Origin of the sequence: Streptomyces agglomeratus (assembly GCF_001746415.1) — a bacterium.
In the GTDB taxonomy this organism is placed as follows: domain Bacteria; phylum Actinomycetota; class Actinomycetes; order Streptomycetales; family Streptomycetaceae; genus Streptomyces; species Streptomyces agglomeratus.
On sequence record NZ_MEHJ01000001.1, the window covers coordinates 7,123,672 to 7,144,699 of the forward strand.

At 72.4% G+C, this 21,028-nt stretch carries 16 protein-coding genes; 7 read left to right on the forward strand and 9 right to left on the reverse strand.

Going from position 1 to position 21,028, the window contains the following annotated elements; translation table 11 throughout:
* Together AS594_RS31195 and AS594_RS31200 are read left to right on the forward strand one after the other, a co-directional pair.
* A complete protein-coding gene (locus AS594_RS31195; protein ID WP_420877906.1) occupies positions 1-1,293 on the forward strand; it encodes a sensor histidine kinase in 1,293 nt (430 codons plus the stop codon).
* Complete coding sequence (locus tag AS594_RS31200; RefSeq protein ID WP_069775434.1) at positions 1,290-1,958, forward strand: response regulator; 669 nt, start codon at positions 1,290-1,292, stop codon at positions 1,956-1,958. Before AS594_RS31195 ends, AS594_RS31200 begins: the two co-directional genes overlap by 4 nt.
* 85 nt (positions 1,959-2,043) lie before the next feature.
* On the opposite strand, the gene AS594_RS31205 is transcribed toward AS594_RS31200, so the two are convergent.
* Positions 2,044-2,652 carry a TetR/AcrR family transcriptional regulator gene (locus AS594_RS31205; RefSeq protein ID WP_069775405.1) on the reverse strand — a complete coding sequence of 203 codons (609 nt, stop codon included), beginning with the start codon at positions 2,650-2,652 and terminating at the stop codon, positions 2,044-2,046.
* A 153-nt stretch (positions 2,653-2,805) separates the two neighbouring features.
* On the opposite strand from AS594_RS31205, the gene AS594_RS31210 reads away from it, so the two are divergent.
* Positions 2,806-4,197 carry a purine-cytosine permease family protein gene (locus AS594_RS31210; protein ID WP_167368055.1) on the forward strand — a complete coding sequence of 464 codons (1,392 nt, stop codon included), beginning with the start codon at positions 2,806-2,808 and terminating at the stop codon, positions 4,195-4,197.
* 80 nt (positions 4,198-4,277) lie between these two features.
* The gene (locus AS594_RS31215; protein ID WP_069775432.1) at positions 4,278-5,930 is read left to right on the forward strand and encodes an amidohydrolase; all 1,653 of its coding nucleotides are present in this window, start codon (positions 4,278-4,280) and stop codon (positions 5,928-5,930) included.
* Here AS594_RS31215 and AS594_RS31220 read toward each other — a convergent pair.
* Positions 5,925-7,013: a magnesium and cobalt transport protein CorA gene (locus AS594_RS31220; protein WP_069935590.1), complete on the reverse strand. Its 1,089-nt coding sequence runs from the start codon at positions 7,011-7,013 to the stop codon at positions 5,925-5,927. The two genes, AS594_RS31215 and AS594_RS31220, sit on opposite strands and share 6 nt — an antisense overlap.
* A 423-nt stretch (positions 7,014-7,436) precedes the next feature.
* On the opposite strand from AS594_RS31220, the gene AS594_RS31225 reads away from it, so the two are divergent.
* Positions 7,437-8,939 carry a UDP-N-acetylmuramoyl-L-alanyl-D-glutamate--2,6-diaminopimelate ligase gene (locus AS594_RS31225; RefSeq protein WP_069775428.1) on the forward strand — a complete coding sequence of 501 codons (1,503 nt, stop codon included), beginning with the start codon at positions 7,437-7,439 and terminating at the stop codon, positions 8,937-8,939.
* Here the strand turns inward: AS594_RS31225 and AS594_RS31230 are convergent.
* From AS594_RS31230 to AS594_RS31240, 3 genes are all read right to left on the reverse strand, one after another.
* Positions 8,926-9,681 (reverse strand): fibronectin type III domain-containing protein, encoded by a 756-nt coding sequence (locus AS594_RS31230; RefSeq protein WP_079148087.1) that lies wholly within the window; start codon positions 9,679-9,681, stop codon positions 8,926-8,928. The genes AS594_RS31225 and AS594_RS31230 overlap by 14 nt on opposite strands.
* Positions 9,678-10,277: a LamG domain-containing protein gene (locus tag AS594_RS31235; protein ID WP_069775425.1), complete on the reverse strand. Its 600-nt coding sequence runs from the start codon at positions 10,275-10,277 to the stop codon at positions 9,678-9,680. Before AS594_RS31235 ends, AS594_RS31230 begins: the two co-directional genes overlap by 4 nt.
* A gap of 160 nt (positions 10,278-10,437) precedes the next feature.
* Positions 10,438-11,382, reverse strand: a complete 945-nt coding sequence (locus tag AS594_RS31240; protein ID WP_069775423.1) for a glycoside hydrolase family 16 protein — start codon at positions 11,380-11,382, stop codon at positions 10,438-10,440.
* Positions 11,383-11,551: 169 nt separating this feature from the next.
* Between AS594_RS31240 and AS594_RS31245 the strand changes: the two genes are divergently transcribed.
* Positions 11,552-12,517: a DUF4331 family protein gene (locus tag AS594_RS31245; RefSeq protein ID WP_069775421.1), complete on the forward strand. Its 966-nt coding sequence runs from the start codon at positions 11,552-11,554 to the stop codon at positions 12,515-12,517.
* On the opposite strand, the gene AS594_RS31250 is transcribed toward AS594_RS31245, so the two are convergent.
* On the reverse strand, positions 12,514-14,328 hold the full coding sequence (locus AS594_RS31250; RefSeq protein ID WP_069935591.1) for a bifunctional sugar phosphate isomerase/epimerase/4-hydroxyphenylpyruvate dioxygenase family protein: 1,815 nt from the start codon (positions 14,326-14,328) through the stop codon (positions 12,514-12,516). The two genes, AS594_RS31245 and AS594_RS31250, sit on opposite strands and share 4 nt — an antisense overlap.
* A 664-nt stretch (positions 14,329-14,992) precedes the next feature.
* Between AS594_RS31250 and AS594_RS31260 the strand changes: the two genes are divergently transcribed.
* The gene (locus tag AS594_RS31260; protein ID WP_069775411.1) at positions 14,993-18,526 is read left to right on the forward strand and encodes a phosphodiester glycosidase family protein; all 3,534 of its coding nucleotides are present in this window, start codon (positions 14,993-14,995) and stop codon (positions 18,524-18,526) included.
* Between the two features lie 281 nt (positions 18,527-18,807).
* Here the strand turns inward: AS594_RS31260 and AS594_RS31265 are convergent, their stop codons facing one another.
* From AS594_RS31265 to dhaK, 3 genes are read right to left on the reverse strand one after another with little or no spacing between them, the layout of a single operon-like run.
* Positions 18,808-19,218, reverse strand: coding sequence for a PTS-dependent dihydroxyacetone kinase phosphotransferase subunit DhaM (locus AS594_RS31265; RefSeq protein WP_069775410.1), 411 nt, complete (start codon positions 19,216-19,218; stop codon positions 18,808-18,810).
* Positions 19,215-19,826: a dihydroxyacetone kinase subunit DhaL gene (dhaL, locus tag AS594_RS31270; protein WP_069775408.1), complete on the reverse strand. Its 612-nt coding sequence runs from the start codon at positions 19,824-19,826 to the stop codon at positions 19,215-19,217. The genes AS594_RS31265 and dhaL overlap by 4 nt, the downstream gene beginning before the upstream one ends.
* 45 nt (positions 19,827-19,871) lie before the next feature.
* Positions 19,872-20,864 (reverse strand): dihydroxyacetone kinase subunit DhaK, encoded by a 993-nt coding sequence (gene dhaK, locus AS594_RS31275; RefSeq protein ID WP_069775388.1) that lies wholly within the window; start codon positions 20,862-20,864, stop codon positions 19,872-19,874.
* Positions 20,865-21,028: the final 164 nt, after the last annotated feature.

A 21,028-nucleotide genomic window follows, 5' to 3' on the forward strand; every position in this document is an offset into this window, starting at 1 on the left:
GTGGACCCGGTGAAGAAGACCGACGGGCGCCGGCTCGTGGCCGCGCTGAGGGCGCTGCCCCGCACCTTGCGCGAGGACCTGTGGACGGCGCCCGCCGATCCGCTGCCCCCCATGGGGTCGCCGGGCTGGCCGGTCTGGCGGCCGGTGTTCGGGGTACTGCTCGTACTGCTGGCGACGGCGATCGCCGTGGTGCACGTGAGTGATCTGGTCTCGCCGGGCGCCGGCATTCCCGATCACGTGGTGCTGCTGGCCCTGCTTCAGTCGGGGGTGCTCGTCGCGGGCATGTCCCGGCCGCTGGGCGCCTGGTGGGCCTCGACGATCCTGATGGTCGTCACGGTGCGGATCTCCGAGCCCGTGATGAACCCGGACACGCTGTACCCCTGGTCGATCCCCGGACTCCTCCTCCAGAGCGGGGCGCTGTTCCTGCTGGCCCTGCGGGTCAGACCCCGCCGCGCGGCCGGGGCGCTGGCGATCAGCCTGCTGGCCGGAGTGGCCTGCACCGCCTTCACCACCCAGCCCCACAACCTCGACGTGGACCGGGCGGCCCCGGTACTCGTCGCGGCAGTGGTGGTCGGTGCGTCGCTGCGGGGACTGCGGATCGCGCGTACCGCGCTGGTTGCGCAGGAGGAACTCACCAGCGAGGAACGGTCCCGGCGCACCCTCCTGGAGGAGCGCAACCGGATCGCGCGCGAGCTGCACGACGTCGTCGCCCACCACATGTCGGTCATCTCCATCCAGGCGCAGGTCGCCCCGCACCTCGTCGAGAACCCGTCCGACGAGCTGAAGGAGAACCTCGCGGGGATACGTGAGAACGCCGTCGGCGCGCTCACCGAACTGCGCCGCGTCCTTGGCGTACTGCGCTCCGAGGACACCCTGTCGCAAACCCTGCGGCACGCCCCCCAGCCCACCCTCGACCGGCTCGACGAGCTGGTCGCCAACGTGCGCGGCGCCGGGCTTACCGTCACGACCCGGATCACGGGAGAGCCCTGCCCGCTGCCGCCCGGCGTCGAACTCTCGGCATTCCGTATCGTGCAGGAGGCGCTCAGCAACGTGATGCGGCACGCACCCGGAGCGCGGGCGCGGGTGGAGACCGCGTACCACACGGCCGGTCTCACCGTCCGGATCACCAACACCGCCCCCGACGAACCGGCCGAACCCTCGCGGGGCCCCGGCCACGGTCTGCTGGGCATGCGGGAACGTACCGTCATGCTGGGCGGTGAGTTCGCCAACGGGCCGCTTCCCGGAGGCGGTTACGAAGTACTGGCGACACTTCCCCTGGAGGGCAGTCCATGACCATCCGCGTACTGATCGCCGACGACCAGATGATGGTCCGTCAGGGGTTCACGGTGCTGCTCAACGCCGAACCCGGCATCGAGGTCGTCGGCCAGGCGGTCGACGGCCTCGACGCGGTGGCCAAGGTGGCGGAACTCGGCCCGGACGTCGTCCTGATGGACATCCGGATGCCCGTGCTCGGTGGCATCGACGCGACCCGCCGCATCACCGAGCCGGCCGGCGCCACCGTCAAGGTCCTCGTCCTGACCACCTTCGACCTCGACGAGTACGTGTACGAGGCGCTGCGCGCCGGCGCCTCCGGGTTCCTCCTGAAGGACGCCTCCGCCGCCGAACTCGCGCAGGCGGTACGGGTGGTGGCCGGCGGTGAGGCCCTGCTCGCCCCGAACATCACCAAGCGGCTGATAGCCGAGTTCTCCCGGCTGACCGACGCGCCCCGCGCCCCGCTCAAGGACCGCGTCGGCGACCTGACGGAACGCGAGACGGAGGTGCTGTCGCTGATAGCGCAGGGCCTGTCGAACGCGGAGATCGCCGTCCGGCTGGTGGTGGCGGAGCAGACCGTGAAGACCCACGTGAGCCGCATCCTGGTCAAGCTCGGCCTGCGCGACCGGACCCAGGCCGCGGTCTTCGCGTACGAGACGGGACTGGTCCGCCCCGCCGGGTACTGACCGACCGGCGACCCGCGGATTCGGCCGCCCCGCCGGGTACTGACCGACCGGCGACCGCGGAATCAGCCGCCCCGCCGGGTACCGACTAGCCGGCGACCCGCGGAATCAGCCGCTCCGCCGCCGACCGCGCCGCCGTCAGTGCCTGGCGGCGGTCGCTGCCGCGCTGGCCCAGTACGACCCGGGTGCTCAGCCCGTCGAGCAGCGCCAGCAGCTGCGAGGCGTGCGCCGGTATGTCCATGGGGGCGAAGCGTGAGCGCGCCACACCCCTGCTCAGCAGCGCCTCCAGGTCCTCCTGCCAGCCCCGGTCCAGCTCCTCCTGGGCCTGCCGCAGGTCTTCGTTCGCGGGTGTACGGGCCCAGAGCTCGATCCACAGCATCCAGCGCGGGTCGCGCGGTCCGCGCGGCAGGTACAGCTCCAGGAACTGGCCGAGCTTGCGTTCCGCCGTCGTCCGGCGGGCCAGCAGCAGCCGGCGCTCCGAGGCGAGGTCGCTCTCGCTCCAGCGCAGGGCCTCCAGCAGCAGCCGGTCCTTGCTGCCGAAGTAGTAGAGGATGTGGCCGCCGCTGGTGTCCAGCCGCTCGGCGAGCGCGGACATGGTGAGCGCGGCGAGGCCCTGCTCGGCGATGACCGCCATGGCCTCTTCGAGCATCCGCTCCTGGGCGATGTGCCCGTCGCGCCGTCGCGCCGCTCCAGCCACCCGTTTCCCCCTCCACCGCTTCGACCGTTCGTACCCGATGTCATGACCTTAGCCGCGGATTCGCGCCGGGGTCTTGACGGGTGGGGGACCGGCACCGCATCTTGAATGCCGTTCTAACTCTTAGAACGGCATTCAAGGTCTGGTGGGAGTGGCATGGCAACGCACATGGCGGATCAGCAGCAGAGCGACGAGGTGTTCCATGTCGAGACCCACGGCATCGACCGCATCCCCGACGGCGAGCGGCACGGCAGCGCCAAGGACCTCTTCTGGCTCTGGTTCGGCTCGAACCTGACCTTCACCTACGTGATCAACGGGGCGCTCGCCGTCGCCTTCGGCCTGTCCTTCTGGCAGGCGACCGCTGTCGTGGTCGTCGGCGGTCTGGCGTTCTTCGTCATCAGCGCCGCGGGCCTCAGCGGCATCCGTACCGGAACGGCCACCCTCGTGATCTCCCGCGCCGCCTTCGGCACGCGCGGCAACTGGCCCGCCGGAGTGCTCAACTGGATCGTCAGCATCGGCTACACCATCGTCAACACGGTGGTCGGCACCCTCGCGCTGGAAGTCTTCTTCGCCGAGATCGGCTGGCAGGGCGGCGACACGGCACGGGCCCTCGCCCTGCTGATCACGCTCACCCTGACCTTCGCGGTCGCCATGTGGGGACACGCCACCGTGCAGTTCGCCGAACGCTGGATGGCGTACGCGCTGGCCGCCGGCTTCGGGGCCCTGCTCGTCTTCGTCCTGCCCGGCGCCGACACCACCGCCCCCGCCACCGGGCCGGGCGCGGCCGGCTGGAGCCTGGCCTTCGTCGTCATGCTGTCCAGCCCCTTCTCGTACGTGCCGATGCCCGCCGACTACACCCGCTACCTCCCCACCACCACCTCGCTGCGCTCCCTGACCTGCTGCGGAGCGCTCGGCGGCTTCCTCTCCTCGGTCGCGCTCGGCGTCGCCGGTGTCGCAGCCGCCACGCAGACCGACATGACCGACGCCGTGGCGGGCACCGAGAAGCTGCTGCCCGGCTGGTTCCAGCCGGTCTTCCTCGCCCTCGTCCTCCTCGGCTCGGTCACCAACTCGATCATCACGCTCTACTCCTCCAGCCTGAACCTCCAGGTTCTCGGCATCCCGTGGAGCCGGTCGCGCGCCATCCTCATCAGCGCCGCAGTCACCGCCGCCGGTTCCCTCTGGGCCCTCTTCTTCGCCGACTTCACCGAGTCGCTGCTGTCCTTCCTCTCGCTCCTGATCATCGTGTTCGCCCCGTGGAGCGGTGTCTTCCTCACCGACATGGTGCTGCGCCGCTGCCGTTACGACGCCGACGCGCTGCACGCCGGACCCGGCGGCGCCTACTGGTACCGGAGCGGCTACCACCCGGCGGGCATGGCCGCCCTCCTCACCGGAATCGCCTTCTCCGCGCTCACCTGCGACTCCGAACTGTGGACCGGCCCCCTCGTCGCCCCCCTCGGCGGCGCCGACCTCACTCTCCTCGGCTCGGTCGTCTCCGCGCTCGCGTACTGGGCGCTGACCGCGCGCACGCCGGTCCGTTCCGCCCGCTGAGCCACTCGCACCAGCCGTACCGCACGTACCGCACACACCACCCGTATCGCACGCACCACTCGTACAGGAGCGCATCCCTCATGACCCGCACCGACCGGGCCGACCTGGTCCTCGTCAACGCCCGCATCCACACCGTCGACGCCCGGCTGCCCGAGGCGGGGGCGATGGCCGTGCGCGACGGGCGCATCGCCTGGCTCGGCGCGGACCAGGACGCCGCACAGTGGACCGGACCGGACACCGAGGTCGTCGACGCGGGCGGCCGGCTCGTGCTGCCCGGCTTCATCGACGCCCACAACCACGTCAGGCTCGGCTCCGACGACGCCTGCGTACAACTCGCCGGTGTCCGTACGCTCGACGGCATCCACGCACGCATCCGCGCCTGGCACACGGCCCACCCCGACGCCGAGTGGATCGAGGCGGAGGCGTTCGACTACTCGGCGATCCCGGACGGCCGCATGCCGCGCGCGGCGGACCTCGACCCGGTCACCGGCGACACCCCCGCCTTCGTCCTCAGCTACGACGTCCACACCGCCTGGCTCAACACGGCGGCCCTGCGCCGCCTCGGTATCTCCAAGGGCCGTACGAGCCTGCCCTTCGGCGAGGCCGAGACCGACCCGGCGACCGGCGAACCCACCGGCTTCGTCAAGGACTTCGCCGTCAAGGGCCTCTCCCGCGACGGCCACCGCACCCTGCGCGCGCTCGGCGTGCCGTGGGCGTCGCCCGACCGGCAGTACGGGCGCCTGGCCCGGAGCCTCGACGACGCGATCACCTACGGCATCACCACCGTCGTCGAGCCGCAGAACTCCCTCGACGACCTCGCCCTGTACGAGCGGGCCCGCGCCGAGGGCCGGCTCCGCTCCCGGATCGTCGCGGCCCTCTTCCACCCGCGCGGCACCACCGACGCCGACCTCGACGACTTCGCCGAGGCGGCCCGCCGCTTCGACGACGACCGGCTGAACGTCGGCCCGCTCAAGCTCTACATCGACGACGTCGTCGAGCCGCGCACCGCCGCGCTCCTGGAGCCGTACGCCGGCTGCGGCCACCACCGGGGCGAGACCTTCTACCCGCCCGAGGAGTTCGACGCCCTGCTGACCCGGCTGGACGCCCGCGGCTTCCAGTGCTTCGTCCACGCCACCGGCGACCGGGGCATCCGTACCGTCCTCGATTCCGTCGAGCGGGCCCGCGCCGCCAACGGCCCGCGCGACGCCCGCCACCAGGTCGTCCACGTCGAATGCCTCGACCCCGAGGACACCCCGCGCTTCCGGGAGCTCGGGGTGGTCGCCTGCATGCAGCCGCGCCACAGCGCACCCGAGATCGCCGGGCCGGGCAAGGACTGGGCCGAGAACGTCGGCGAGGGCCGCTGGCACAAGGCGTGGCCGATGCGCAGCCTGCACGAGGCCGGCGCGGTGCTCGCCTTCTCCAGCGACTGGAACGTCGCCGAGATGGACCCGATGGTGGGCATCTACACCGCTGTGACCCGCCGCCCCCTCGGCGGCGGCGAACCGTGGATGCCCGGCGAGACGGTCGACGTGGAAACCGCGGTGCACGGCTACACCATGGGTTCGGCGTACGCCAACTTCCTGGAACACGAGAGGGGTTCACTGACGGTCGGCAAGCTCGCCGATTTCGTCGTCCTGTCCCGCGACATCTTCCGGGTCGCGCCCGAGGACATCCCCGGCACCGTCGCGCAGACCGTCGTCGTGGGCGGCGCCGTCGTGCTCAAGGGGTCATAGCCAGCCGTTGCGGCGGAACGCCCGGTGGATGGCGAAGCAGGCGACGGCCATGACGCCGAGGGCCAGCGGGTAGCCGTACGTCCAGCGCAGTTCCGGCATGTGGTCGAAGTTCATGCCGTACACACCGCAGATCATCGTGGGTACGGCGACGATCGCCGCCCAGGAGGTGATCTTCCGCATGTCCTCGTTCTGCGTCATGGTCACCTGCGCGAGATGGGCCTGAAGGATCGAGTCGAGCAGTCCCTCGAAGGCGGCGATCTGCTCGGCGGTCCTCGCCAGGTGCCCGGCAACGTCGCGGAAGTACGTACGGATCTCCGGGCCGACGGCCGGCATGGTGTCGGTGGCCAGCAGGTGCAGCGGCCGGGCCAGCGGCGCCACCGCCCGCTTCAGTTCGAGGAGTTCGCGCTTGAGCTGGTAGATCCGGCCGGCGTCGCCGCGCCCGGCCGGCTCGCTGAACACCGCCGTCTCGACCGCGTCCATGTCGTGCTGCACGGCCTCCGCCACCACGAGGTAGTCGTCGACCACCTGGTCGGCCACGGCGTGCAGCACGGCGGCGGGGCCCATGGCGAGCCGCTCGGGCGACGCCTCCAGGACCTCGCGCAGCGGCCCGAGCGAGCCGCGTCCGCCGTGCCGGACGGTGATGACGAAGTCGGGGCCGGTGAAGACCATGAGGTCGCCGGTGTCCACGATCTCGCTGGTGGCCGTGAGCTCGGCGTGCTCGACGTAGTGGACGGTCTTGAAGACCGCGAACAGTACGTCGTCGTACCGCTCCACCTTCGGCCGCTGATGCGCCTGTACGGCGTCCTCCACGGCCAGCGGGTGCAGCCCGAACAGGGCGGCCAGACCGGCGAATTCCTCCTGGGACGGCTCGTGCAGGCCGATCCAGACGAAGCCCCGGCCGGCCTTGCGGACCCGCGCGAGGGCCTCCTCGGCCGGACAGTCGCCCGGCCTCCGGGCCCCGTCGTCGTACACCACGCAGTTGACGACCGCGCTGCCGAGCGGGGACCGGGTGGGGTGGCTGAGATCCACGTTCGGGCGGTAGGCGCGGCGGACCGCCCGGCTGAGATTGCGGATCAACGGCATGGAGTGCTCCTTCGGCGAATCGGCGGCCAGTGTGCCACCGGGGCTCCGGCTCTCCCTCACAGGGGTGCTCCGGGCAGCCGCCGGGGCCGTACACTCCAGAGCATGAGTCGCAGCACATCGGGAGCCTGGGAGTGCCTGAGCCGGGCTTCCCACGCCCTGTGCCGGGCCCTGCACGGCCACGGCTAGCGCTTCTTCCCGCTTCTTCTGTTTCTCTTCTTCCCGGCAAGAGAGCCCGGGTACTGCCTGCCGGTTTCCGACCGGCGTTTTTCGTCCGGTACGCGCAGGACGTTCCCCCCTCATCGCCGCATTCCCCCCATCTGTGCTTGTTCGTCGGACCTTCCGCGCCCGGGTTCTCCAGCCCTGGACGCCGCCTTGCCGACCCCGGACCACCGGTCGTCGACGTAATCCCCCGAGAGGACCCCTGTGAAGTTGAGCGAGTTGCTGGCCGGCCACGACCACGAGGTCCTCGCGGGGGATCCCGGGACGACGATCACGGCGGGCACCTGCTTCGACGCCGACCGGGCCGCCCCGGGTTCCCTGTTCATCGCCGTACCCGGCCACGAGGGCGGCGGCCCCGAGGCGGTCGGCCCCGCCGTCGCGCGCGGCGCGGCCGCGGTGCTCGTCGAGGGCGACGCCGCGGGCGGGATGACGGGCGGGGGGCTGCCGGCGTCGGTGGCCGCTGCCGCCGCGGGCGTCTGCGTCGTACGCGTACCGGACATCAGGAAGGCGGCCGCCGCCGTCGCCTCCCGGTACTACCGGGAGCCCGGGCGGGCCATGGACATGGTCGCCGTCACCGGCACCAACGGGAAGACCTCCGTCTCGTACATGGTCGAGTCCCTGCTGCGGATCGCGGAGGGCGCCGAGGTCGGCGTCATCGGCACCGGAGGCAGCCGGATCGGTGACGAGGTGATCCCCATGCCGAGGTCGGTGCTGACCACGCCGGAGTCGCCGGACTTCCAGTACCTGCTGGGACGCATGCGTGACCGCGAGGTGTCCACGGTGGTGCTCGAGGCGACCTCGATGGGGCTGCTGACGCACCGGGTGGACGACTCGTTCATCGACGTCGGGATCTTCACCAACCTCAGCCAGGACCACCTGGACGACCACGGCACCATGGAGAACTACCGGGACGCCAAGCTGCGCCTGTTCCAGGGGCTCTGCCGTCGTGCGGTCGTCAACGTGGACGACCCGGTGGGGGCCTCGATCGTGGCGATGATGCCGGGCGCCGTGACGACGTACGCCCTGGACGCGGAGGCGGACTACCGGGCGACGGACCTCAGCATGGACAGCGACGGCACGCGGTTCACCCTGCACCACGACGGCCGCAAGTACCCGGCGGCGATCCCGGTGCCCGGCCGCTTCTCCGTCGCCAACGCCCTGGCCACCGTCGCCGCCTGCCATGTGCTGGGTCACGACCTGGCGGGGCTGGTCGCCGCGCTGGACCGGATGCCGACGGCCCCCGGGCGCTTCGAGCGCTACCGGACGCGGGCCGGAACGTCGGTGATCGTGGACTACGCGCACTCCCCGGACTCGCTGGAGAAGGTCCTCACGACCATCCGCGGCTTCGCCACGGGCCGTGTCGTCACCGTCTTCGGCTGCGGCGGGGACCGTGACACCACCAAGCGCGCCGAGATGGGGGAGATCGCCGGGACGCACTCCGACCTGTGCGTGCTGACCTCGGACAACCCCAGGAACGAGAACCCCGAGGCGATCCTGGACCAGATCACCCCGGGGCTGGTGGCGACCGGCACCCCCTTCGAGCGGTACGCCGACCGGCGCGCCGCCATCGCGTACGCGCTGTCCGCCGCCGGACCCGACGACATCGTGCTGATCGCCGGCAAGGGCAGCGAGCCGTACCAGATCGTGGGTGAGCGGCTGATCCCGTTCAGCGACATGGCCACCGTGCGCGAGCTCAGCGGCTTGTAGCCGGGGATCCGGGCGCCGCGCCGGTCCTCAGGCGTACGACAGGGCCCGGTTCGCCGTACGCGACGGCGCGGATCCGGTACGACGCCTTCTTCTCGCCGGGGAGGGTGATCAGGCCGAAGGAATTGACGCCGGGGTCGAGGACGGCGGCCGGCCGGAACGAACGGCTGCCCGCCGGCCTGACCTCCAGCAGCTGGGCCTCCTCGTCGGCGGCGCGGTCGGTCCAGGTGAAGCGGATGCCGTTGGCGTGCTTCACGGCCGCTGTCAGGCCGTCCGGTGCGGATGCCGCGTCCCGGACCGGGCGCGTGGGCACGGCGCGGCCCGCGACCGTGCGCGGCGGCGCCCAGGTGTGGTCGTCCCGCTGGTCCTTCCCGGACAGTCCGCCGGGTGGCAGGGCGACTTCGACGGGCCGCGAAGCCCGGCCGTAATAAGGGCGCAGGCGGTAGTGGAACGTGGTGTGCGGCATGAGATCGGGGTGCCGGTACGTCCGCTGTCCCGGGGGCGCGAACTGGAGGATCGTGTACGGGCCCCGCGCCCGCGTCGCGAATTCGACGACGCGCCCGGCCGCGCCCCTCTCCCCGCCCGTCCACCGCAGGGTGATGTCGACGGGCGAGTCGAGGACCGCCGTGAGCCGGGCGGCCGTGGGAGCGGCCCCCTCTCCTGCCGGGGAGGGGGAGGTGCAGGCGGCCAGGGAGAGGGCGAGAATCCCTGCCGCCGCGGCCCGGGCCCTGGCCGTCGTCGTCACTTGCGCCAGAACCTCACGTCGCTCCACACCACGGTGGCGGGTCCGTTGCCGCTGCTCGTCCGGTAGGCGCCGAACTTGTCGTAGAAGCTGCCGCCCGGACTGCTGTACGTGTGCTTCAGCGAGCCGTTGACGTACGTACGGTGTTCGCCGCCCACCTGGTGCACGGTGTTCACGCGGACCGTCGCGCCGACGGTCCCCGCGTTCGAGAGCGTCGTCCCGCCGTGCACGGCGTACAGGCGGCCCCCGCGCTCGGCCGCCAGCATGAAGTACGGCCCCGGCGCCGAGTCGTTGAAGGTCTGCTTGAGGCTGATCCGGGTGCCGCCCATGCTGCTGATCCGGAAGTAGCCCTCGAACTGCCGGGTGCCTCCGGTGTACGTGGCGTAGCGGCGCTCGGCGCGCTGGTCGCCGCTCGCGGTGGAACAGGTGAGCGTGAAGGTCAGGCCGTCGACCTGGCCGCATCCCCTTTCCTGGACGTTGAACGACGGCGAGACGGAGGTCCAGCCGCCCGGCTCGACCTCCGCGTGGGCGCTGGGCGCCAGAAGCATGCCGACGACGGCAACAAGGCCGGCCGAGACGGCGAGAAGTGTGCTCCGCATGTCTCACATCCCCATATGTGAACGTTGTTCATGAGTGGGATCGTGTGAGCGTAGAGCTGCGCAAGTCGGCTGGCAATGGGGCGCGTTGAATTCATGGATGGGACCCGCTGTGCGGCCCCGCGGATTCGGGCGAGCTTCCCCGCCCGCGCTCGTGAGCCGCTCAGCTGCCGGCCGGCCCGCCCTCGTACGCGTAACCGGCGACCCATGTGATGTCGAGCTGCGCCGACGAACCGGGGGCTGCGGGCGGACCGTACAGGGCGCTCTCGTTCTGGAGTATCCAGGACAGCGGGCCGGACGGAACGCCGCGCGTGCTCGACCCGACGAGCGCCCCGTCGAGGTAGTAGCGGACCTCGTCGGGCGTCCACTCGACAGACGTGGTGTGCCAGTCCGTCCAGCGGGCGCCGGTGGCGAACATGTCCTGCTGCCCGCCGTCGCAGGGGTGCGTGAAGGCGGTGATCGTGTCGGTCCAGTTCTGCTCGGGAAAGTCCATCTCGCAGCCGTCGCCGTACCAGAGGTGCGCCGACTTGTAGCCCGGCGCGGCCTTCACCACCCGGAAGCGCTCGCTGAACTTCCCGTACGTCCGTTCCATCAGCTTCTTCGGCACCACGGCCGCCGCATGGACCGGCCCGCCGTCTGCCGGCCGCCACATCCGGATGCTCATCCGCCCGTCGCCGTTCTCGGCGGGACCTACGCTGACGGTGTCCTCCGGACGGTAGGTGCCGCCCACGGACCTGACGGCGTTGCCGTCGGCTCCGGACGTCGCGGTGTCCTGCCAACTGCTCGGGTACGCCCACCAGTCCTCCCGGTAGGCGCCGCGCAGACCCCCGCAGTACGCGTCCTTCGTGTCGGCGAAGTGGTCGCAGTCGCTGAACGAGCCGAGCGGCACTGTATCGCCGTTGAAGTCCTCGGCGAAGATCTGGCGGAACGGCCCGCAGTCACCGCGCGGCATGCTGTCGGCCACCGTGCGGCAGGCGTCCTGCGAGGGCGCGGACGCACCCGACGCGGGCATCAGCCACGCGAACAGGAAGGCCACCGGGGCCAGGGCGAGCGCCAGTACGGCCGGGATGAGACGGCGCCGCGGGCGCCGGTGCGTGTGTACGGACATGGCCCGGTCCTCCAGATACCCCTGCCTGTTCCGGACGGTGCGCCCACACCGTACGGGCCCTGGGCCCCGGCCGTACCCGGAACCGGGGGAATGGCCGGGGGAGTGAACCCGGGGCGCGTTTGGCGGGCACCGCCGTGCGGCGAGGGGGACGGGGGCGGACGCTGAAGTCATGTCTCATCACCTCAGCGGACCGAATCTGCGCTCGCCCATGGACGACGCCCGACTGGATCTGACGGATCTGTTCGTGTTCACCGTGCCCGGCGACCGGACCGTACTGATCATGAACGTCCACCCGATCGCCCCCGCCACGGGCGCGGCGTTCCATCCGGACGCGGTCTACCGCATCAATGTCGACGTCGACGGTGACGAGCGGCCCGACGTGGCGTTCAGCTTCGTCTTCTCCCCGCCCGCCGACGGGCAGCAGACGGCGAGCGTGTACTGGGCCACCGGGGCGCAGGCCCTTAGCCCGGAGCCCGGAGGGCAGGAGTTCATCACCGACGCGCCCGTCTCCTTCGGCGCGGAGCCCCAGGTGGTCGAAGCGGGGCCGTACCTCTTCTCCGCCGGCCTGCGCAGCGACCCGTTCTTCGCCGACCTCGACGGCATCCTCAAGGACTTCCAGTGGACCGGCGTGGACTGGGGAGCCGACAAGAACGTCCTCGGCATCGCCCTGGAGATCCCGAGCGAGGAGCTCGACGCGGACCCCATCGGGGTGTGGGCGCGGGTGAGCGTACGGCAGGACGGGCGGCTCACATCGGTCGACCGGGGCGCCCACCCCTCCCTGACGGCGTACTTCAACGCCGACGAGGCGAAGACGGCGTACAACGAGGGGGAGCCCGCGACCGACTGGGACACGTACCACGAGGCGTGGACCGAGGTGCTGCGGCACACCGGCGGTTACGACGCGCGGACCGCCGAGGAGACGCTGCGCACGGTCCTGCCGGACATCCTGCTCTACGACCGGGGGCGGACCGCCGCCTACCCCAATGGCCGTACCCTCACCGACGACGTCACCTCGGCCCGGCTGGCCATGATCTCGGGCGGCAAGATCGCCGGTGACCACATCGGGCCGCACGCGGACCTGCTCCGCGACTTCCCGTATCTCGGCCCCCCGCACCTGGGCCCGGCGGCCGGCTAGCCACGCACGTCCGGGGCCGCGGGGGACACCGGTGCGGGGGTGTGCTGGGCGGCGAGCCGTACCGGGGTGTTGGCCGTGCCGAAGCCGCGGTAGCCGCAGATGCGCTGCACGATCTCGAAGAAGACCCGGCCGACGGTGACCGTACAGAGGTGCAGGAACTCGCCGTCTTCGTCCCGGTCGTACATCAGCCCCAGCTCGCGCAGTTCCCGGTGCCGCTCCTCGCCCAGGTCGAAACGGGCCCGCAGGTCGTCGTAGTAGTTGCCGGGAACCGGCAGCAGTACGTTCTCGGGCAGGGCCCGGAGCCGGCGCGCCGTCGCGACGATGTCGGCGTCGGCGAGCGCGATGTGCTGCTCCGCCGGGTACTGCGGGCCGACGCGCGCGAGGGTGAGCGTGAGGCGGACCGTACCGTCGGCGTTCGACATGGCGCGGCTGCGCAGCAGACCGTACGGATCGGCCGCTTCGACGCTCTCGTACGGCCGCAGCCCGAGGACCGAACGGTAGAACAGGGCCGCCTCGTCGAACCGGTCCCAGGGATGGCTGAGCGCCACATGGTCGATGCCGCCGATGTGCCCCTCCGGCGGCGTCACGGCATCGAAGTCCTCGCGCCAGTGCGGGTGCCCGGAGTCGCAGAAGAACAACTCGGTGCCGTCCGGCGTCGCGACGGCGTCCAGCCGCGCGGAACCGGGGGCGCGGTGGCGGGAGAGCGCGGGCGACAGCAGCGCCCTGGCGCGCTCGGCGGAGAGCGCCGGATCGGGGGACTCGACCCCGATGGCCACCAGCGAGGTGTCGGTGGGGCTGTCGGGGTGGACGCGGCTGAGGAGGATCCTGGCGCGCCCTTGCTCCCAGAGCTCGACCGGCTTGGTCTCGTGCTGTCCCGTACGGGCGAATCCCAGGGCGCCGAGCAACCCGCCCAGGCGCTTGTGGTCACGGGTGGCCAGCTCGGCGAAGGCGAAGCCGTCGGGCCGCACGGGACGGGGGAGCGGGGAGGCCGTGCCGAGCACCTGCGCGACGGACTCCTCCAGCGCGATCAGGGAGCGCATCGCGTCGACGGCGGTCCGCCCGGTGTCCGCCTGCCGGAGACTGTCGTTGAAGACCTCCAGCGACAGCGGTCCGGCGTAGCCCGTGCGCAGGACAGGCGCCAGCAGCCCGGCAAGGTCGAAGCCGCCCTGGCCTGGGAAGCAGCGGTAGTGGCGGCTCCAGTGGAGTACGTCCATGGCGAGCAGCGGGGCGTCGGCGAGCTGGACGAAGAAGATCTTGTCGCCGGGGATGGCTTCGATACCGGCCGGGTCCGAACCGCGCGACAGGATGTGGAAGCTGTCCAGGCAGATGCCGAGGTTCGGATGACCGGCCATCCGTACGATCCGCCAGGCACGCGCGTACGTGTCGACGTGGCGGCCCCAGGCCAGCGGCTCGTACGCCAGCCGGATGCCGTGGTCGGCGGCCCGCTCCGCGAGCAGGCGCAACTGCTCGGCGGCGAGGGCGTCGTCGTCGACGGCCAGGGGGGAGACGTTCGAGCAGACAAGCATCATGCCGGCGCCGAGTCGCTCCATCATCCGGAACTTGTGCTCGGCACGCCGCAGATTGTCCGCCAGCCTGTCCGGGGCGACCGCCTCGAAGTCCCGGAACGGCTGGTACAGCTCGATGCGCAGGCCCAGGCTGTCGGCCCGCTCGCGGACCCGCTCCGGCGGCAGCGGGCAGCCGAGCAGGTCGTTCTCGAAGATCTCCACACCGTCGAACCCGGCCCGGGCGACCGCCTCCAGCTTCTCGGTCAGTGAACCGCCGACGCAGACGGTGGCGATGGACTTGCGCATGGGGGACTCCTGTCCTGGGGGCCACGGTCCTCGGGCGGCGACGGGCGGCCGTGGGAGCGGCCGTGCCGCCGCCCTCCAGCGTGCGTCAGCCGGCGCCGCGTGTCCGGTGCGGCGGCGCCGTGTCGAGCGGCCGGTAGACCACATCGGCGACGGGGAGCCCCGGATGCAGCAGCGCGGGCGCAGCGCGACGCTCACCCGGCAGGCGGTACGCCGTCGCCGTGGGCCGTGCCGCACCCGTCGCGGCTCTTCCCGCGCGTCCGGCCGTGCCGTGCCGCACCCGTCGTGGCTCTTCCCGCGCGTCGCGCCCGGAACGCGAACGCGCCGCACCGGTCGCCGCTCCGTTCCGACGTGCCGTCAGAGAGCGCACTGGCCACGAGGGTCGCCGCACCGGCCGCCCCGCAGCCGCGGCAAGGCCGAACGGATGGCCCGCACCGCCGCCCGGCCGTCGGCTGCCCCGCACGGTAACCGCCGCCCCCTAACGTGAACGCGTCCGCACCGCGCAGCGGCGTGCCGCGCCCCGACCCGGTGTCACCTCGGCGGCGCCGCATGTTCGCCCCGAGGCTTCCGTCGCCCCCTGGTGTGTCGCGGTGCGCGCGGGCAATGCTGTGGGCGGGGCAGCGCCCTGCCGCCGCTCCGCCCAACCAGCCGTCTCCCAGGAGGACTTGTGGGCCTTGGCACAGTTGGCTCCCTCGGACGAGCTGTCGCGCTCCTCGCGACGGCGACCGCGCTGACGGCCGGGGCGGTCTCCCCGGCGGACGCCGGTACGACCCCCGATCCACGCCCCCGTAACGCCGCGGAAGTGCTGAGACCCGTAGCCCCGCCGCCCGCGAGCGCCCCGGCCGGCAGCACCCGGTCCGTCGTCGACGGCGACGGCATCGAGACCGCCCGCAGCGCCCGCCCGGTCGCCCCCGGCGTCCGCCTCACCTCGTACGACCGGCTGGAATCCGACAAGTGGCTCCGGGTCGACGCGCTCTCCGTCGACCTCGGCGGCAGCGGCGTACAGGCCGACTACCTGCACTCCGGGAAGGTCTCCGACCGCCGTACCGTCACCGAACTCGCCGCCGCGCACGACCCGGGCGAGGGCCGCCGTACCGTCGCCGCCCTCAACGCCGACTTCTTCGACATCAACCAGACCGGCGCCCCCCTGGGTCCCGGCGTCAAGGACGGCCGCCCCGTGCACTCCCCGGCCCCCGGCCTCCACCGCTCCGTCGGCATCGGCCCCGGCAGCGCGGGCCGCGTCCTCCAGCTTTACTTCGAAGGCACGTTGACCCTGCCCACCGGCACTCGCCCCCTGGCGGCGTACAACGCGGCCAATGTCCCGGCCGGGGGAGTGGGGGCGTACAACTCCGGCTGGGGGACGGCCGACCGCGCGCTCACGGTGGACGCCGCCACCCCTGTCGCCGAGGCCGCCGTACGGGACGGAAAGGTCGTCGAGGTCCGGGACCGGCCGGGCACCGGACCCATCCCCGAAGGTACGACGGTCCTCGTCGGACGCGAGGCCGGAGCGGCAGCTCTCACCGCGCTCGCGCCGGGCGATCCCGTGACCATGGAGTACAGGGCACGCAGCGACAGTGGACCTGTGCCGCGTACCTCCGTCGGCGGCCGTGAACTGCTCGTCGTGGACGGCGTACCGCAGAACCACGACGGCCAGGGCAACAACACCGCCGCGCCCCGCACCGCCGTCGGCTTCTCCCGGGACGGCGGTGAGATGCAGGTGATGACCGTCGACGGCCGCCAGGCCGACAGCGGCGGCGTCACCCTCACCGAACTCGCCCGGATGATGAAGGACGCCGGAGCGCACAGCGCCCTGAACCTCGACGGCGGCGGCTCCTCGACCCTGATCGCCCGCGAACCCGGCAGCGACGCGCTCCAGGTGGAGAACAGCCCGTCCGACGGCAGCGAACGCACCGTGCCTAACGGCCTCGCCCTCACCGCTCCCGACGGCAGCGGGCAGCTGCGCGGCTTCTGGGTCGAGACGCGTACGCCCGCAGGCAGCGCACCCACCGCCGACCCGGTCGTGGGCGGCCACCCGGAGCGGGTCTTCCCCGGACTCACCCGGCAGCTCACCGCCGCCGGTTACGACGAGACGTACGGCCCGGCCGAGGGCCGTCCCCGCTGGCAGAGCTCCCGCGCGTCCGTGGGCCGGGTCGACGGCGACGGGCTGTTCACGGCCGGCCGCGGCGGCACCACGCGCGTGCGCGCGCACCGCGGCCCGGCCGAGGGCGGAACACGGCTGACCGTCCTCGACGACCTCGCCCGCATCGAGCCGACCACGCGGCGAGTGGGCCTCGCGGACGCGGCGGCCGGCGGCACGTTCGGCATCGTCGGGTACGACGCCCACGGCACCGGAGCCCCCGTGGAACCGCGCGACGTGAGGCTCGACTACGACCGTTCGCTGTTCGACATCCGCGACGACGGCCGGGGCAACTTCACCGTCACGTCCCGCACGGGCACCGGCGCCGGGCAGATCAAGGCCACCGTGGACGGCGAGGTCGCCTGGCTCGCCGTCAGCGTCGGCCTCGCGGAACAGGCGGTGTCGGCGTTCGACGACGCCGCTTCCTGGACGTTCAGCCAGGCGCGGGCGAGCGGTTCGGTCGCGGCGACACCCGAAGGGCACACCGGCACAGGGCTGAAGCTCACGTACGACTTCACGCAGTCGACGGCGACCCGCGCCGCGTACGCGAGTCCGCCGCAACCACCGCTCACCGTCGCCGGCCAGCCGCAGTCCTTCACGATGTGGATCAAGGGTGACGCCAGGGGCGCCTGGCCGACGCTGCACCTGAAGGACGCGGCCGGCTCCGACCAGCTCCTGCGCGGCCCGTTCGTCACCTGGACCGGCTGGCGGCAGGTGACGTTCGCCGTACCGCCGGGTGCGGCGATGCCGCTCCGGGTCCACCGCTTCTATCTGGCGGAGACGGCGGCCGCCAAGCAGTACACGGGCGAGATCGTTCTGGACACCCTGACCGCCCAGGTGCCCCCCACCGTCGTACTCCCCGAGCGCCCCGCGCCCGCCGACCCGCTCATCGACCCGGCGGCCGAAACGGAGGGCCGGGACTGGCGGTTCGCGGTGATGTCCGACGCACAGTTCGTCGCCCGCGACCCGGACAGTGCGATCGTGGCACAGGCACGCCGTACCCTGCGCGAGATCAGGGCGGCGAAGCCGGACTTCCTGGTCGTCAACGGCGACCTCGTCGACGAGGGTTCACCGGCCGACCTCGCCTTCGCCCGCCGCGTCCTGACGGAGGAACTCGGGAACGCCCTGCCCTGGTACTACGTACCGGGAAACCATGAGGTGATGGGCGGAAAGATCGACAACTTCATCGCCGAATTCGGCCCCGCGCACCGGACGTTCGACCACGAGGGAACCCGCTTCATCACCCTGGACACGTCGAGCCTGAGCCTGCGGGGCGGCGGCTTCGCACAGATCAGGAACCTGCGCGCGCAACTGGACGCGGCGTCCGGGGACGACAGCGTCGGCTCGGTCGTACTGATCCAGCACGTGCCGCCGCGCGACCCGACCGGGCAGAAGGGCAGCCAGCTGGGCGACCGCAAGGAGGCGGCGCTCATCGAGCGCTGGCTGGCCGATTTCCGGCGTACGACCGGGAAGGGCGCGGGACTGATCGGCAGCCACGTGGGGGTCTTCCACGCGGCGCACGTCGACGGTGTGCCGTATCTGGTCAACGGCAACTCCGGGAAGACACCGGCGGGCCCCGCGGACGAGGGCGGCTTCACGGGCTGGTCCCTGGTCGGCGTCGACAAGGTCTCGCCCCGCGAGCAGGCGACGGCCCGCCACCGCCCCTGGGAAGGCGGCCCCGACTGGGTGTCGGTGCAGACCCGCGCCCACGTGGACGCCCTGGTACTCGACGCCCCGACCGCACTGCCGCCGGGGCGCGCGGCGCCGGTGAAGGCAACGGTCACCCAGGGCGCGCGACGGGTCCCGGCCGCCTTCCCGCTGAGCGCGGACTGGACGGGCTCCCCGAACCTCCACATCGGCTCCGCCAAGGAGGCCCGGCCCCGGCACGCGGCGGCCTTCGACCCGGCGACGGGAACGCTGACGACGCTGCGCCCGGGAACGATCACACTCGTGGTGACGGTCAACGGTACGACGCAGCGCACCGAGGTCCGGGTGGGGGAGGAGAGAGCGGGTTCCGTGACGACGACGGCGGCGACGGCCTGGCCGCACGCCGCGGGTGGATAAGAGGGCCGGGTCCCTTGCCTGCCGGCCGCGGGCAGGGGACCCGGCCCTGTGGGGCGGGCTTGCGGCCGGCCAACGCCCGCCGGGCTCGCGCCCCGGCCAACGCCCGCCGGGCTCGCGCCCCGGCCAACGCCCGCCGGGCTCGCGCCCCGGCAACGCCCGCCGGGCTCGCGCCCCGGCCAACGCCCGCCGGGCTCGCGCCCCGGCCAACGCCCGCCGGGCTCGCGCCCCGGCAACGCCCGCCGGGCTCGCGCCCCGGCCACGCCCGGATCACGCGCCGAGCGTCACGCCTTGCGGTAGTCGTACGCCTCCTTGGCCGCCGCCTCCACCGCGTCCAGGTCCGCGCCCGCCGAGGCGGTGACCAGCGCGGCCACGGCGCCCTCCACGAACGGCGCGTCCACCAGCCGCGCCCCGTCCGGCAGTTCGTCGCCCTCGGCCAGCAGCGCCTTCACCGTGAGCACCGCGCTGCCGAGGTCGACCAGCACGGCGACCCCCGCGCCCGCGTCCACCGACCTGGCCGCCTCGGCGATCAGCTCCGAGCTGGTGCCGAGCCCGCCGTCAGGCGTGCCGCCCGCCGCGGCCACCGGCGCGGTCTCCTTGCCGCCCGCGAGACCCTTCGCCAGCTCGGCAACGGAGGCGGCGACCGACGCACTGTGCGAGACCAGCACGATTCCGACGAGCTTCCCCCCGCTCACGCGCCCGCCTCCGCCGTGTCGGCGAGCGTACCGATGAGCAGCGCCGACGACGTCGCCCCCGGATCCTGGTGCCCGATGCTCCGTTCGCCGAGATAACTGGCCCTGCCCTTGCGCGCCTGAAGCGGTACGGTCGCCAGCGCGCCCTCGTCGGCCGCCTCCCGCGCCGCGCCGAACGACAGCGACTCGCCGAGCGCGCCGGCCGCCGGGATCAGCGCGTCGAGCATCGTCTTGTCCCCGGCCTTCGCCCCACCCAGCTGCGCCACCGCGTCGACGCCCGCACCGAGGGCCGCGGCGAGCTTCCCGGGCGTCACCTCGCTGTCGTCTCCGAGCGCCTTGCCCGTACGCCGCAACAGCGTCCCGTACAGCGGCCCGGAGGCGCCGCCCACCGTCGAGATCAACTGCCGCCCCGCCAGTGCCAGCACCGCACCCGGTGTGGCGGGCCGCTCCTTCTCCAGCGCGGCCGCGACGGCCGCGAAACCGCGTTGCAGATTGCTGCCGTGATCGGCGTCGCCGATGGCCGAGTCCAGCTCGGTGAGGCGGCCGGCCTCACGGTCCACGGCGTCCGCCGTCGCGGACATCCAGCGACGGAAGAATTCGGCGTCGAGCACAAGCACAAGATCTCCTTCACACGGTCGATACGGCTGTACGGCGTGTCAGCGTCCCCAGCGGAGCGCGGGAGTCTCGACCGGCGCGTCCCACAGCCGCAACAGCTCCTCGTCCACCTGGCAGAGCGTCACCGAGCAGCCCGCCATGTCCAGCGAGGTGACGTAGTTCCCGACGAGCGTACGGGCCACTGCGACGCCCCGCTCGGTCAGGACGCGCTGCACTTCCGCGTTGAATCCGTACAGCTCCAGCAGCGGAGTGGCGCCCATGCCGTTGACCAGTACGAGTACGGGCCGCGTCGGCCGCAGGTCATCCAGTACCGCGTCGACGGCGAAGTCCGCGATCTCGCCCGATGTCATCATCGGCCGCCGCTCGCGCCCCGGCTCGCCGTGGATGCCGATTCCCAACTCCAGTTCGCCCGGCGGCAGATCGAAGGTCGGCGTACCCTTCGCGGGTGTGGTGACGGCGCTGAGCGCGACCCCGAAGCTCCGGGAGGACGCGTTCACCTGCCGCGCGAGTGCCTCAACCCGCTCCAGCGGCGCGCCCTCCTCGGCGGCGGCGCCGGCGATCTTCTCGACGAAGAGCGTCGCGCCCGTGCCGCGCCGGCCCGCGGTGAAGGAGCTGTCGGTCACGGCGACGTCGTCGTCGACGAGGACCTTGGCGACCTGAATGCCCTCGTCCTCGGCGAGTTCGGCGGCCATGTCGAAGTTGAGCACGTCGCCGGTGTAGTTCTTGACGACGAAGAGGACCCCCTGCCCACTGTCCACCGCGGCCGCGGCCCGCACCATCTGGTCGGGAACGGGCGAGGTGAACACCTCACCGGGACACGCGGCGGACAGCATTCCGGGCCCGACGAACCCGGCGTGCAACGGCTCGTGCCCACTGCCCCCTCCCGACACGATCCCCACACGGCCGGCCACGGGCGCGTCGGACCGTACGACGACACGGTTCTCCACGTCGACCGTCAGCCGGGGATGCGCGGCGGCCATCCCGCGCAACGCGTCGGCCACGACGGTCTCAGCCACGTTGATGAGCATCCTCATGCGTACCTCCTGGTTGACGCTGCTGACCTGCTACTGGTGGTTCGGTGACCGACCGCTGTCCAGGTGAGTCGGCCTCTTGACCGGCTGAGCCCAGTATCGAGGGCACTTCGCCGAGCGTCGCGTATTGCGAATGCTGAACTCCCGCAGCGCTCGTGGTGCAGGCC

What these genes read in the sequence shown, in the direction of transcription:
- AS594_RS31220 (WP_069935590.1), bottom strand. Translation starts at nt 7,013, where the DNA reads ATGCCGTTGATCCGCAATCTCAGCCGGGCGGTCCGCCGCGCCTACCGC.
- AS594_RS31250 (WP_069935591.1), bottom strand. Translation starts at nt 14,328, where the DNA reads ATGCGCAAGTCCATCGCCACCGTCTGCGTCGGCGGTTCACTGACCGAG.
- AS594_RS31235 (WP_069775425.1), bottom strand. Translation starts at nt 10,277, where the DNA reads ATGCGGAGCACACTTCTCGCCGTCTCGGCCGGCCTTGTTGCCGTCGTC.
- AS594_RS31210 (WP_167368055.1), top strand. Translation starts at nt 2,806, where the DNA reads ATGGCAACGCACATGGCGGATCAGCAGCAGAGCGACGAGGTGTTCCAT.
- dhaK (WP_069775388.1), bottom strand. Translation starts at nt 20,864, where the DNA reads ATGAGGATGCTCATCAACGTGGCTGAGACCGTCGTGGCCGACGCGTTG.
- AS594_RS31200 (WP_069775434.1), top strand. Translation starts at nt 1,290, where the DNA reads ATGACCATCCGCGTACTGATCGCCGACGACCAGATGATGGTCCGTCAG.
- AS594_RS31215 (WP_069775432.1), top strand. Translation starts at nt 4,278, where the DNA reads ATGACCCGCACCGACCGGGCCGACCTGGTCCTCGTCAACGCCCGCATC.
- AS594_RS31240 (WP_069775423.1), bottom strand. Translation starts at nt 11,382, where the DNA reads ATGTCCGTACACACGCACCGGCGCCCGCGGCGCCGTCTCATCCCGGCC.
- AS594_RS31245 (WP_069775421.1), top strand. Translation starts at nt 11,552, where the DNA reads ATGTCTCATCACCTCAGCGGACCGAATCTGCGCTCGCCCATGGACGAC.